13 protein-coding genes and 2 pseudogenes are annotated in these 12,315 nt (G+C 55.4%); 12 read left to right on the plus strand and 3 right to left on the minus strand.

Annotation, left to right across the window (positions count from 1 at the left end):
• The first annotated feature begins 10 nt into the window (after positions 1-10).
• The 5 genes and pseudogenes from FAZ95_RS38795 (at position 11) to FAZ95_RS41035 (ending at position 2,697) form a co-directional block, all read left to right on the plus strand.
• Entirely contained in the window at positions 11-901 is an 891-nt protein-coding gene (locus FAZ95_RS38795) for a peptidylprolyl isomerase (RefSeq protein ID WP_137337845.1), read from the plus strand.
• 18 nt (positions 902-919) lie between these two features.
• On the plus strand, positions 920-1,381 hold the full coding sequence (locus FAZ95_RS38800; RefSeq protein WP_254700425.1) for a hypothetical protein: 462 nt from the start codon (positions 920-922) through the stop codon (positions 1,379-1,381).
• Positions 1,382-1,844: 463 nt separating this feature from the next.
• On the plus strand, positions 1,845-2,147 hold the full coding sequence (locus FAZ95_RS38805; protein WP_137337846.1) for a filamentous hemagglutinin N-terminal domain-containing protein: 303 nt from the start codon (positions 1,845-1,847) through the stop codon (positions 2,145-2,147).
• Positions 2,144-2,257 (plus strand): annotated as a pseudogene (locus FAZ95_RS41030) (hypothetical protein); the annotation flags it as partial. The gene FAZ95_RS38805 and the pseudogene FAZ95_RS41030, both read left to right, overlap by 4 nt.
• The gene (locus FAZ95_RS41035; protein WP_496543837.1) at positions 2,245-2,697 is read left to right on the plus strand and encodes an immunity protein CdiI family protein; all 453 of its coding nucleotides are present in this window, start codon (positions 2,245-2,247) and stop codon (positions 2,695-2,697) included. The pseudogene FAZ95_RS41030 and the gene FAZ95_RS41035, both read left to right, overlap by 13 nt.
• 14 nt (positions 2,698-2,711) lie before the next feature.
• Here FAZ95_RS41035 and FAZ95_RS38815 read toward each other — a convergent pair.
• Positions 2,712-2,993: pseudogene (locus tag FAZ95_RS38815) on the minus strand (transposase); the annotation flags it as partial.
• An 80-nt stretch (positions 2,994-3,073) separates the two neighbouring features.
• Between FAZ95_RS38815 and FAZ95_RS38820 the strand changes: the two are divergent.
• From FAZ95_RS38820 to FAZ95_RS38835, 3 genes are all read left to right on the plus strand, one after another.
• Positions 3,074-3,769 (plus strand): DUF1565 domain-containing protein, encoded by a 696-nt coding sequence (locus FAZ95_RS38820; protein ID WP_137337848.1) that lies wholly within the window; start codon positions 3,074-3,076, stop codon positions 3,767-3,769.
• A gap of 207 nt (positions 3,770-3,976) precedes the next feature.
• On the plus strand, positions 3,977-4,741 hold the full coding sequence (locus FAZ95_RS38830) for a right-handed parallel beta-helix repeat-containing protein (RefSeq protein WP_137337849.1): 765 nt from the start codon (positions 3,977-3,979) through the stop codon (positions 4,739-4,741).
• A gap of 349 nt (positions 4,742-5,090) precedes the next feature.
• On the plus strand, positions 5,091-5,609 hold the full coding sequence (locus tag FAZ95_RS38835; protein ID WP_137337850.1) for a lipocalin-like domain-containing protein: 519 nt from the start codon (positions 5,091-5,093) through the stop codon (positions 5,607-5,609).
• Between the two features lie 204 nt (positions 5,610-5,813).
• On the opposite strand, the gene FAZ95_RS38840 is transcribed toward FAZ95_RS38835, so the two are convergent.
• Positions 5,814-6,266, minus strand: coding sequence for an SRPBCC family protein (locus tag FAZ95_RS38840; RefSeq protein WP_137337851.1), 453 nt, complete (start codon positions 6,264-6,266; stop codon positions 5,814-5,816).
• A 1,115-nt stretch (positions 6,267-7,381) separates the two neighbouring features.
• Between FAZ95_RS38840 and FAZ95_RS38845 the strand changes: the two genes are divergently transcribed.
• The 3 genes from FAZ95_RS38845 (at position 7,382) to FAZ95_RS38855 (ending at position 10,889) form a co-directional block, all read left to right on the plus strand.
• Positions 7,382-7,921 carry a plasmid partitioning protein RepB C-terminal domain-containing protein gene (locus tag FAZ95_RS38845; RefSeq protein ID WP_302674771.1) on the plus strand — a complete coding sequence of 180 codons (540 nt, stop codon included), beginning with the start codon at positions 7,382-7,384 and terminating at the stop codon, positions 7,919-7,921.
• Between the two features lie 424 nt (positions 7,922-8,345).
• Positions 8,346-9,668: an IS5 family transposase gene (locus FAZ95_RS38850; RefSeq protein ID WP_137337853.1), complete on the plus strand. Its 1,323-nt coding sequence runs from the start codon at positions 8,346-8,348 to the stop codon at positions 9,666-9,668.
• A gap of 321 nt (positions 9,669-9,989) precedes the next feature.
• Positions 9,990-10,889, plus strand: a complete 900-nt coding sequence (locus tag FAZ95_RS38855) for an EamA family transporter (protein ID WP_137337854.1) — start codon at positions 9,990-9,992, stop codon at positions 10,887-10,889.
• On the opposite strand, the gene FAZ95_RS40470 is transcribed toward FAZ95_RS38855, so the two are convergent.
• Positions 10,864-11,220 (minus strand): hypothetical protein, encoded by a 357-nt coding sequence (locus FAZ95_RS40470; protein WP_254700429.1) that lies wholly within the window; start codon positions 11,218-11,220, stop codon positions 10,864-10,866. The genes FAZ95_RS38855 and FAZ95_RS40470 overlap by 26 nt on opposite strands.
• On the opposite strand from FAZ95_RS40470, the gene FAZ95_RS38860 reads away from it, so the two are divergent.
• The gene (locus FAZ95_RS38860) at positions 11,146-12,111 is read left to right on the plus strand and encodes a Rieske 2Fe-2S domain-containing protein (protein WP_254700428.1); all 966 of its coding nucleotides are present in this window, start codon (positions 11,146-11,148) and stop codon (positions 12,109-12,111) included. The genes FAZ95_RS40470 and FAZ95_RS38860 overlap by 75 nt on opposite strands.
• Positions 12,112-12,315: the final 204 nt, after the last annotated feature.

The raw sequence follows: 12,315 nt of genomic DNA on the forward strand, positions 1-12,315 counted from the left end.
AGGAGTATTTATGTTTCGCAACTCGACCTTTATCCGTGCGCTGTGCGTGAGCGCCTTTGCCTCGGTTGTGCTCGCCACGCTCGTCCCCCATATCGTCCATGCCGCCGGCGATAGTGCGTCTGGCCCGGTGGTGGCGTTGCCTTTCGGCGTGGTCGCTGTCGTCAACGGCGTCGCAATTCCTCAAGCGCAGCTCGATGCGGCGGTGCAGGCTAGTCACCAATCCGACACCCCACAGCTTCGCCAGAATCTCAAGCAGCAGCTTATTGTGCGCGAACTGTTCCGCCAGAACGCGGAGAAGGGGCAATACGGCACAAAGCCGGAAGTCCAAGAGGCGATGAACGCGGCGAAGGTCAATGCCGAAACGCAGCTGTACTTGAAGGACAGCATTCACCCCGCGCAGGTGACAGACGCCCAGGTGAAGGCGCGCTATGACGACATTGTCGCGTCGCTGGGCAAGGAAGAATACAAGCCGCGCATCATCGTCGTGCCGGATGAGGCGACCGCGAACACTGTGCTTGCCGCATTAAAGTCTGGCACGGCCTTCGATGCGCTTGCGCGCCAGTACAGCACCGCGCCGAGCAAAGCAAGCGGCGGCGAACTGCCGTGGGTGAGTTTCAAGACGCCGATGACGGAGGGCAAGACGCAAGGCTTGCCGCTCGCGGTAGCGCAGGCGATTACACAATTACCGGTGGGTGGCGTGTTGCCGCAATCGATCGCGCTCGGCAGCGACACGAACGGCCCACGCGCGATCGTGAAGGTCGACGCGAAACGGCCGACGCAGGTGCCGCCATTCGATCAGGCGCAAGGGACAATTCGCCAACAGTTGCAGGCGCTAGCGCTCGAGAAGGCAGCGGCACAGTTTTCGGCCGACCTGCTTAAGGGCGCGACGATTCAACAATGAACGAGGTGGCGAATCGGCATGGCGAAAAAAGGCCCATCGCGCCCGCGGCGCACGAAGGAAATGCTCCTGCCTTTGCAGACGAGCGTCGTGCGAGACATCTCGCTCGAAAATCACCTGGCGCTCGCCACGATGCGTAGCGGACATGGCACATCCGATGCAATGGTCGCACTGCTGCGGGCTCTCTACATGACGTTCTATCTGCTCGAAGGGAATCATTCGGAAACCGAACTGGCGTTGTTTCTGGAGGTGGAGACGACGCTGGACGCGAGCATACGGGCTGCTGCGGGCGAGGGGCGTGACTGGCGTCTGGCGGAGGAGCAGTTGCCGTTGATTGAACACGTGCTGCAGCGCTGCGATGAGGTTGTGGGCAGCGTGCCGAAGTACTGCTATGTCGACGCATTGGACAAGCTGAGCCGGTTTGTTCACTCTGCGCAGCAGTCGCCGTTGCCAGGCAGTCGACTGGGGGAGATGTGGTCATGAGAGATGGTATCGGGCCGTTCTCGAGATCCGATGCAACCGCATCAATAAGGCATGTTCGCGGTATGAGTTGTTGACGACAGCGCACCGCGCCGGAAAGGAGGTGAATGGCAGATCCGGTTCATGCTTTCGGCTCGAAGCCGGCAGCCGGGCCTGCGAAGGTCGTAGAGCTTGGGGCAACTGCACAGGCGTGTCGTCTCCGGTGCCCGCTTCGCTGCGTCACAAAAGTTGACAGCACGGTTTCGATCCGGTCCATAGAATCGCTCCTTCATGAGGACTGCGCCTGCACCCGGCAGACGCAGGGAACAACAACGGGTACGGGGTTAGATGAGGAACCGGCTGGATTCAAAGTTGACCAGGTGCCTGGCACAACGAAGCGTTGCTGCCATCGACGGACGGTGCTTCGTACCGGTCTGCCGATGCACGCCGGTCGTCAGACCCTTGTGGTTTCGCGTGACGGCCGCTCATGACGGGGGTGATGTATTTCGCACCTGCAGTGCTGCTGGTCGATCAGACCGCGCACGCCGCGCCCATTGTCGATCCGCGCGACTCGGTCCCGTTCCAGCCGACCATCACGCAAACCAGCACCGGGGTTGCAGCGGTCAATATTGCCATGCCGAACGCTAACGGGACCAGTACGAACCAGTACAGCGAGTTCAACGTGGATGGTTCAGGCCTTGTGCTGAACAACAGCCTAGTTTCAGGCACACCGCTGCGGGCGGCACACTCGGCGCGAACCCGAATCTCAAGGGCCGCACGGCCACCATGATTCTCAACCAGGTTACCTCGACTGCACCCTCGACGCCCGCGGGTCCGCTCGAGGTGTTCGGGTCACCAGCTTTCGTAATCATCAGCAATCCGAATGGATCCGCTGTCAATGGGCTTTCGCTTACGAACGCACCGAACCTGGTGCTCACGATGGGCGCGCCGCAGTTCATCACCGGCCCGGGTGGCACGCCGGCCAGCTTTGCGAACGCGGGCGCGCTCGCGTACCAGGTCTCGTCGGGCGCTGCGGGCACGACCTACAAACGTTTTCCGACGACTATCCGCCGGGTTCGGGGTTCAAGTCTGAAGAAGACCGAAATCGACATAACGAGCGGGGAGCACGGCTTGCCGCTCGTCTCCAGCAGGAGCTAGGGGCTGACGCGCGGATTGATTTCATACCGTTCAAGCGGGCTCGCCCCGGGGAAATCCTGGCATACCAGGGGTTCGCGCGTTTGGTGAAGGATTGTTGCCACAGAGCACTTCAACAATACCGATACGGGTCATTGGGAGGAAGACATGGTGCGGATGCAGGGGTCTTTCGTCTCGGTGGATGAGGGCGCGGCCCGTGATGTTCACGCAACCGGCGAGGCATTGCCAGATGCAGTTGTTCCCACACACCTGCGGCCTGCCAATCCCGTAGTCGTCGCCAGCATGTTATGCCGCTGCCGAAACCAAGCTCCTGCGGCAGGTCTTCCCATGCAATGCCCGTTTGCAGGACATACAGGATCCCGTTCAATACTGCGCGGTCGTCGATTGTGCGCCGACGACCGCCTTTGGGTGAAGGCGTAAATGCCGGAATCAACGGCGCCAGCGTCGCCCACAGGTCGTTGCTGATTTTTCGTCTTGCCATGCCCCCAGGTTATGGGGCCCATGGCTTGATGTCCACGTTGTGTTAGCCACTCTTAGCCGGAGTTACCAAAGGAGCATAATATGCTGCGCCCAATATATAGATTTTCACAAGCACTCCTTGTTTTATTCATAATTTTTATAACGCAAACGAGCGGGCTTGCTGCTCAAACAGTTAATTTCTCGTTTAATGCAGTGCCGTCAACAGTAGGTGATGTCCAGCCTACTAGAATTTCCGGAGTGATTGCGACATCATTTCCACTGAAAGACGGTAATGCAGTCGTGCAAATTCGCGATGCCAGTGGGAAGGTCGTTTTTGAAAAAGATATTTCAAGCTTGAACTTCCAATCAGGTGCGAAGGTGCCTATTTCTTTCAGGTATACGCCTGTATCTAGTGGGATATTTAGTATTTCTGCAGGCCTTTTCAGTTCGGATTGGTCAACGACTTATCAATGGACGGATAAGTTGGCATCCTTGGTGGTGTCATCCTCGACAGCCACAACCACTTATTACGTTTCACCAACTGGATCCGATGGAAATCCAGGAACGTTAAGTGCGCCTTTTCAAACAATTGGACATGCTGTCGCTCTTGCCAAACCAGGTACCGATATTATCGTGCGCGCCGGCACCTACTATGAGGCGGTCCAGATACGTTCCAGCGGCACGGCCAGTGCCCCATTCGTCTATATGCCGATAGCGGTGAGAAGGTCATCGTCGATGGATCAAAAAATTCGACTAATACCGACAATATTGAAGTGGATGGTGCCTATGTTGTCGTAAATGGATTGAATGTACAAGGTGCGACTAAATCTGGAATTATTGCCTACAACACCCACCATGTGACGATCAGCAATAATATCGTGCACGGTTCGTACGGCGACGGCATTGTATCAACCAATTGGATAAATATCGGAAATTCGCACGACAACATAATTGCGGGAAATACTACAATAATGTTTTGCAAAATCAGTCGCGTACCAGTTCTACTTGGGGCAGGGAATTTCGGTTTCATGGGATAACAATTCGGTCATTGAAGAGAATACATCCTATAATAACTATGGTGAAGGAATTGGCACCTTTCTCTCGGTGGGTGTGGCAATTTTGAATAATACCGTTTACGATAACTTCAGTGTAGAAATATATTTGGATAATGCCAGCAATGCGACGGTCAATGCCAATTCAATCTACAATACCGGCAATTCAGGATTTTTTAGAAATGGATCTCAGGCTTCATCAATCCAGCTGGCGCGAGAAACATATTCCCAGTCCGAGCCATTGTCAAACCTGAAAATAACTAACAATGTTGCAATTAACGGGTCATTTGGATTGTTCTATGGAAACTACGGAAGCGGTGGTGGAATTCAAAGCAGTGTAATTGCCAACAATACATTTGCGAGTGCAAATGTAAATGAAATATATATCGATCCCTCCTCGGGTCACAGCGGTAATACATATGCCAATAACATTGTTTATGAGGCCCCGGTGGACAATAGAACGCTTGTTGCCGGAAGCAATAGTGGCGCCACTTTCTTGCACAACAACTGGTTTGGTGGCAGCGCAGGGGCTTTTTCCGGGGTAGGTGATGTCGTCGCCGATCCGCAATTCGTCAATGCTGGCGCGCTTGCTGCAACAGATTACGTCCTGCAGTCAACCTCTCTGTGTAAACAGGCAGGTGTGTCGTTGAGCCAAGTGGCGACGGATTATTTTGGCCAATCCAGGGTTGTTCCGCCGACCATCGGTGCATTCAACTAGGTTGTCCGAGACCTGCGGGCGATGACACAGTGGGCACCGCCCGTGGGTTGAGGCGAGCGATGCCTATTTGCGCGCGTGTCAGCGTTTCTAGACGATCAACCTGCTCCAGCCCAAGTCGGGACAGTGATGCACCCGGCCAGCGTGGATGGTACGAAGCCGCTTGCACCGATAGATGCACGAGCGGCTAAGGATAGTGGACGATCAAAAACAACTACGTACTCTTTGTTTCTCCCGAATTCTTTGACCATCGTTGGCAACGGTGGTTGATGGTTACTGGTTGACCACGCTTGCCTCGTTTGGGCTTTGATAACCGTAGGCTTTCGGGCCAATTTTTGGAGCAATCGACCGTATGAATATCCAGAAGGTTGTTAAGCACTGCATCGTCGGCAGTGCCTTTTCCGTGTGCACGCTATTTGCGATGTTGGCTCATGCCGATGGAGAACCCGTTCTCCGTTCGCTGGTCGGGACGTGGACGTTGGTAGCTGCAGATGTCCAGCACCCGGACGGCTCTCGGGCGAGCGATTACGGCGCCGCGCCCAAGGGGCTACTGATCATCGACGCACAGGGGCACTATTCTGTACAAGTCTTCAAGGCGGAGCGCCCTAAATTCGCTTCGGGCGACAGGAGCAAAGGTACGCCAGAGGAATACAAAGCCGCAAGCTTGGGTTCCAGTACGCACTTTGGCACGGTCAGTGTCGACCTCGATGGCGGAACGTTGACGTTTCACATTCAAAACGCTTCCTTTCCAAATTTAGAAGGAGCCACGGACAAGCGAAGCTACGAGCTTAAAGACGGACAGCTCAGTTACCGGGTAGCGCCACGACCGAATGGAGACGTGCCTATTTCAGTGTGGCAGCGGATGAACTAGGCGGGAAATCATTTTTGCTGCGGTGATATGGCGGCTTGCATGGGGCACTTCATACAGCCGCCGCTTCAGCCTTGCTCATATGTAGGTAGTGCAGATGTCACGCACTTGATTCAGTGCAGCGCTGATGAAAAAGTGCGTGCGACGATTCTTGAATCCGCAACCCTGAAGATGTATTTCGGTATTGCACAACCTAGGTTTCCGCACTTAAGCCTTCATGCTTATGGACGCCAGGTAGCCGCGCAACTTTTCCATCGCGCCGACAGTTTGTTTGGGTAGTTGGCGGCGCAACATGGGCGAAAACAGTCGCGCGAAGAAGGTCTTAGGCTCAATCGTGACCGCGTGAGTGAGTTCTGTGCCGTCATTGTGCAGCGCCATGCGGAAATCCACGGTCACCTGCATCATCTTGTCGACGTAGATCATGCTCAGCCTCCTCCCCGGTTCGCGAACGGAAATGCGGCCCTCCATCACGCCGGCCCGCCCGTGCTCAAGATACGAATAGCGTAACGCCTGACCTTCCGAATTGGGTCCGGGCTCCAATTTTTCGATGCCAGTGCAGCGCTCCAGCCACTTCGGAGTCGCGGAAAAGTCATCCAGTGTCGCAAAAACGTCATCCGGAGATTGGGGAACAAGAATCGAATGTTCAAAGTGAATGCTCATGGCACGGCCTCTCATGGTGACGATCGCGCGAGAATAGCATCGTGTTTAACAGTTGGAGCCGTGAAAAGATGAACAACTGACAACTGCGAGTGTAGATGACGGGGCAATCACACGAAATGTTAGATAAATGATCTGGGTTTCAGAGTGGTGAGCGCTATCTAGGAAGGTGGTTTTTCCACCGCCTGCGCGAAAGCGACTCGCATGTGCGCGAAGTCCGATTGGCTTGAGATCTACTTTACGCGATCGCCCGGGCAGTGATTTCATTAAAATAATACCGCTGCTGACAAAGTTGACCGTGTTCCGTCTAGCAAGTCTCTAAAATCACTTCCTCATAATAAGTGCACCCAGGCGCGGTGACCCACGCCAATGATACGTTTTTGACGGCCCCCGTTGGTTGCTGTCATCCTTTTGGCTTGATGTCAGCGCAATGGATCGCGACGAAAGTTCACATTCTGTCTGGCGCGCAAAAATTACGTTTGATTCGCGCACCTTGGCTCCACGCGCTAAACCCTGTTTCGCAAGGCTCCGTATTATGCTTGACGGGATATTTATCAATTGCGCTTAATAAACTTGTCAATTGATGACGGTCCAATCGCGGCGGTGTACGCTGGCATCGTAAAAAAACTGGCTACTTTTTTTGGGCGAGGATTATATGTCAGAACTCTGCGGTCACTGCCGAACTGTCATCAATCCGGGAGCACGCGTCTGTGTCGGTTGCGGGGCAACACGCAAAACAGGCATGAACGGCAGCGAACAGTTCCTCGCGCTAGTTTTCTTTTGCATAGCTTTAGGCAATCTCAACGGTTTCCTATCCCAATTTGAAAAAAGCCATTTCGTTGCAGCGCTTCAGAATGCGGGCATCCTAATCGTGAGCGTCGCTTTTGTCGTCTGGCTTTGGAGACGGGCGAGAAAGCGCGTAGTGTGGCTACGACGGGAGTAGGGTGCAAGCCAGAGGTGTCCTTGCAATATGCGATCAGGTGCCTCCATCGACCACGCGATCGTCCTCGCGCGCTTATCCAAAACGCCACCCCCTATCGCGACCACAACCTCTTCTACCCGTCTAGCCTTCAGTTCATCCGCTGCTTCACTTCCCGCGGTCCGAGGAGCCGCCGTCGATCAAGCGACGCGCTGGCCTGATCGACGGCATTTGCCCCGAGGCAGCCGCACTGTTGGCGGACAAAAACTGTCCTGGCACGACTTTCACGGCCATCAAACTGATGAAGCCGATTCGGCAACTGGAAGCGGCGGAATTGATGTGCGGCCAGGGCAACTTTTCGTCGGCATTCGCCAAGGCCATACGTGCGGCGACGCCCGAAAACCTTTTGAAACCTCAGTCTGCCACCACGCACAAGTCAGAAGACGATCTCGCGACTCAGCTTGCCAAGCTCGAGAAGGAGCTGGCAACGCTTCAATCCAACGCCACACAGACGGATGAGCAGTATGGAATTGACCATCTTCATCTGACGGTGTCCGCGACCTATATCTCAAGTCTGCTCACCAGCGACGCAGTCTCGGGGTGGCTAACGGAGAAATACCCCGAAATCGCGGTTGAATTTCAAGCGATTGCTCGCGGAGTAGCGGCGCCAACAGAGCACAAGAAAGCCGTGAGGTTGCAGTTCAAGCGAAGACAGCACGCAGCTGGACCGATCAACTAACTTCTCGCACGACAATGTGATCGCGTCCGAACCACCATCGCGGGCAGTTTGCTCCGACCTGAAAGTAGAGCGCGTATTTTGAGGCTTATGGTCGGCGCCAAAATCGGGGAAGCACGCTCAAGGCGCTCCGGATGACAAGGCGATCGCCTCACGCAGTAGCGCGGCCGAGGCTCGCCGGAAGTTGTGAGAGGTATTGCCGGCCATGAGCGGTCGGCCTCATCCTCTGCCAAGCCCGTGAACGCGAACTCCAGTCCCGTCATCGGAAGTTACTTTGTCAGTTCTTGTCGAGTCCAGGCTAAATGGTCGAGCCTGAACAATCCTTGAAGCCTTATGGGACAAGGCTTTGCGGGCTGATCCGTATTGAGGGAATTGCAGGAAGCAGGCATATTAATGGGCAAATCCTGCATTTTTTGACGAGGTGCGGATGGGTCCGAAGACGCCTGTGGCGGAGGGAGATTTCTTCCGGCAATCGTTGCGCGAACAGATCAACTTGAAGCATCCGTTGGTCAGTTTGGCCGATCTGATCAACTGGGATCGGTTGGACGCATCGATGAGCGAGAGCTTCGTCTCACGCAGGGGACGTCCGGCCACCTCACCTAGGCTGATCGCCGGGCTTCTGTATCTCCAGCATGCGTTCGACTTGTCCGATGAGGAGGTTGTCTGGCAAGGGGTGGAGAACCCGTATTGGCAGGTCTTCACAGGTGAAACGTACTTGCAGACCGAGCCGCCGATCGATCCGTCGAGCCTGACGCGTTCGAGAAAGCGCTTGGGCGAAGCCAGCGTTGAAGAATTGCTGGCTGAGACGATCGAGGCCGCCAAGCGCGCGGGTGTGATCAAAGCCTCAAGCGTGAAACGCGTGATTGTCGACACGACAGTCATGGAAAAGGCGATGGCCCATCCAATCGATTCGCGCTTGCTCGAGCGGTGCCGCGCACATCTGGTGAGGGCTGCTGCTCGCCACGGCCTGCAGTTGCGGCAGAACTACAACCGCGAGGCCCCGCGCCTGGCCAGCCAAATCGGCCGCTACGCGCACGCTAAGCAATACAAACGAATGAGGAAGGCGCTGCGCACGTTGCGCTCGCCTGTTGGCCGAGTCATGCGCGACGTCGAACGCCAGCTCGACTCGGTCAGCGATGGCAGTCGCACCGCCTTGCAGAACTTGATTGGTCGCACCAGGCGCATCCTGTCGCAAAAGCCGAAAGACAAGAACAAGCTTTACGCTCTGCACGCGCCGGAGGTCGAGTGCCTGGCCATGGGTAAGGCACGCAAGCCGTATGAGTTCGGCGTGAAAGTGTCGATCACGACGACCCACAAGAAGGGGCTTGTGGTCTGGGCTCGCTCGATGCCGGGTAATCCGTACGACGGCCATACGCTGGCCGAGGCGTTGGAGCAGGCGGCAATCTTGAGCGACGTGAAGCCGCAAATCGCTATCGTCGACCGCGGCTACAAAGGTATCACCGTCGACGGCGTGAAGATCTACCACCCGGGATTGCGGCGCGGTATCACGCGTGGGCTGCGTGCGATGATCCGAAGACGAAGCGCGATCGAGCCCGCCATCGGCCACATGAAGGCGGACGGCAAACTCGATCGGAACTGGCTCAAAGGCGCGCTCGGTGATGCGATTCACGCCGTGCTGTGCGGCGCGGGCCACAATCTGCGCATGATCCTTAGAAGGCTGCGGCTTTTCTATGCCCTGATTCTCGTCGCCTTGCTCAATTGCGGCATGACTGCGCTCTCGGCAGCATGACGCCGTCGGCGACGAAAACGAATTGTTCAGGACGGACTTCTTAGCGAATACTGGTCGGTCGATTAATTAAATCAAACGCAAGAATCGACAGGCTAGGCAATTTTATCCTCGTCGCGGTGATCGACGCTGATTAGGATGCTCTCGATATCGCTGCCTCGAAGCCGGCGCTGTCCCAACGGACGCGCACCATGCAACGCGCTGGCCGAACGTCCCTCCGATATTCGACTCGAGACTACGACAACACAAATGTAATTAGTAAGAGAATTGCCCCGTTACGCGCGCAAATTTGATTTGCTTGAAGCTAAGAATAGGAGCACATGCATGGGCGCAGGAGATTTGTCATTGGCGGTGCTCGTTGCCGCTTTGTGGGGCATTAACTTCTCCATAATCAAGATCGGCCTCGGATCGTTCGATCCATTCTTGCTGTCGGCACTCCGTTTCATACTCTGCGCATTACCGTGGATATTCATCTTCAGGCGTCCACAGGTGCGATTCAAATACGTTCTCTCATACGGCCTCGTGCTCGGCGTACTGCAATTCGGTTTTTTGTTCGTGGGCATTCGAGAAGGTCTTTCAGCGGGGCTCGCGTCGGTGGTATTTCAGCTTCAAGCGTTCTTCACGATCTGCTTTGGCGCCATCTTCCTAAAGGATCAAGTCCAGTTCCGCCAACTGGCCGGTATGGTGCTCGCGTTTGCTGGCATTGTGACCATCGCGAAGATAGATGGCTCAAGCAATTTCATTGCGGTACTGCTCGTGGTGGCCGCCGCGGCGTCGTGGGGCGTGGCGAACATCATCGTAAAAAAATCCGGTGCCACCGATATGCTCGGATTCACGGTCTGGTCCAGTCTGGTTCCACCGCTGCCGTTGCTTGCGATCGCGCTCGGGATAAACGGCCCATCGCATGTCATGACGGACCTGCGACATATAGATTGGAGTGGCGCGGGCGCTGTGCTCTACCTCGTCTATCCGACAACTTTGTTCGGTTATTCGGTCTGGAATTACCTTTTGCGCAAGCACACGACTTCGCTTGTCGCGCCGCTGACACTGCTCGTCCCGATCTTCGGCATGTTGAGTTCGATGGTGATCTTCCATGAGGACTTGACTCTACGAAAAATGATTGGTGTCGTGCTCGTAATTGTCGGGTTGCTGATCAACATGTTTGGCTTTCCGTTCCGCAAGCAAACCGCGGCATCCGTCAGCCCTCAAGCGACGCCGCGTTGAGATTCGAGCGAAGATGACTTTGTTCGAAAGCTCCCTTCGGATCGTACTTGTCTGACGATGACGACGGCTGAACCGAGGTAATAAATCCCGAGAAGATCATCGACAGGAAGCACGATGCCGTATAGGCCAGACTGAACAGCGGCCTTTCAATATCTGAGAATAGATCTGGAAACATCACATGGCTTACATCAGAAGCGCGTGGTACGTGGCGTGTTGGAGCAGCGAGCTCCGCACAAATGAGATATTTCACCGCACACTGCTCGATGAGCAGATCGTCTTTTACCGCAAACAGGATGGGCAGGCCGTTGCGCTGCAGGATCGCTGTCCACACCGCTTCATTCCTCTGCACCTAGGAAGACTGAAAGGGGATGTCATCGAATGCTGTTATCACGGATTGCAGTTCGATTGCACAGGTTCCTGTGTAAAGAATCCCCACGGCGATGGCAGAATTCCGACGGCCGCGAAGGTTCGCTCATATCCGGTGCATGAACTATACGGCATGGTGTGGGTCTGGATGAGTGATGCCCGGGCTGACCCAGCGCTAATTCCCGACTACTCCATGCTCGATGCAGCCAGCGGCTATCAGCTGAGTACCGGAGGGTACCTACACATCGACGCGAACTACGTGCTGATGGGCGAAAACCTGCTTGACCTGAGTCATCTCACGCATCTGCATGATGGCTATCTTGGTAGCCCAAAGCAGGTTGGAGCCGATCTGGTTCTGAAGGAAGAAGGAAATCATGTCCTGTGCAACAGGTGGATGCCGAATATCTCACCGCCTGGAATCTTTGACATGTTGTACCGTCGCGATGGAAAGTCTGTCGACATGTGGACGAATGCGCGCTGGATCCCGCCCAGCTGTTTCCTGGTGGATGCGGGTGTGCATGTCGCTGGCGGTGAGCGAGAGGACCGCGGTTGGTATTACGCTATGCATATCGTGACGCCGGAAACCGAGCGCACTACGCACTACTTTTTTGCCGCAGCGATGCCGGCCGGTACGAAGCTCAATGACGAGGATGCAAAGGTGTTTGCCAACCTCCGACGGTTTGTCTTCGAAGAACAGGACAAGCCGGTTCTCAACGCCCAGCAGATCTGCGTCGGAGACTCAGACTTCTGGTCATTGAAGCCCGTGCTTTTGAGCAGCGATGCCGGCCCCGTCCGCATTCGACGCTCCATCGAACGCATGCTTAAGGCAGAAATCGAACAACAAGCTCAAGGCTAGAGAGCCTCAAGTAGCATGGCCAGTCGGTCGTGTTGCCTCAGGGGAAGCTAATACTCCTGCGTGTTCGTCACTCTTGGTTCGTATTGCGATGAAGGCTAGCACGGCATAGCAGCGCCAGCCTTCATCGCGCTTCACTCGCCAAGGATCCGGGTCATCAGTTCCCTTGCGCGATTTGCCCACGATGCTTTCACGCGTCGCATAGGC

It is taken from the genome of Trinickia violacea, from assembly GCF_005280735.1.
Classification (GTDB): Bacteria; Pseudomonadota; Gammaproteobacteria; order Burkholderiales; family Burkholderiaceae; genus Trinickia_A; species Trinickia_A violacea.

Excerpts from the sequence above, each read along its gene's own strand:
- FAZ95_RS38795 (WP_137337845.1), top strand. The coding sequence starts at position 11 with ATGTTTCGCAACTCGACCTTTATCCGTGCGCTGTGCGTGAGCGCCTTT.
- FAZ95_RS38800 (WP_254700425.1), top strand. The coding sequence starts at position 920 with ATGGCGAAAAAAGGCCCATCGCGCCCGCGGCGCACGAAGGAAATGCTC.
- FAZ95_RS38805 (WP_137337846.1), top strand. The coding sequence starts at position 1,845 with ATGACGGGGGTGATGTATTTCGCACCTGCAGTGCTGCTGGTCGATCAG.
- FAZ95_RS38820 (WP_137337848.1), top strand. The coding sequence starts at position 3,074 with ATGCTGCGCCCAATATATAGATTTTCACAAGCACTCCTTGTTTTATTC.
- FAZ95_RS38835 (WP_137337850.1), top strand. The coding sequence starts at position 5,091 with ATGAATATCCAGAAGGTTGTTAAGCACTGCATCGTCGGCAGTGCCTTT.
- FAZ95_RS38840 (WP_137337851.1), bottom strand. The coding sequence starts at position 6,266 with ATGAGCATTCACTTTGAACATTCGATTCTTGTTCCCCAATCTCCGGAT.
- FAZ95_RS38850 (WP_137337853.1), top strand. The coding sequence starts at position 8,346 with ATGGGTCCGAAGACGCCTGTGGCGGAGGGAGATTTCTTCCGGCAATCG.
- FAZ95_RS38855 (WP_137337854.1), top strand. The coding sequence starts at position 9,990 with ATGGGCGCAGGAGATTTGTCATTGGCGGTGCTCGTTGCCGCTTTGTGG.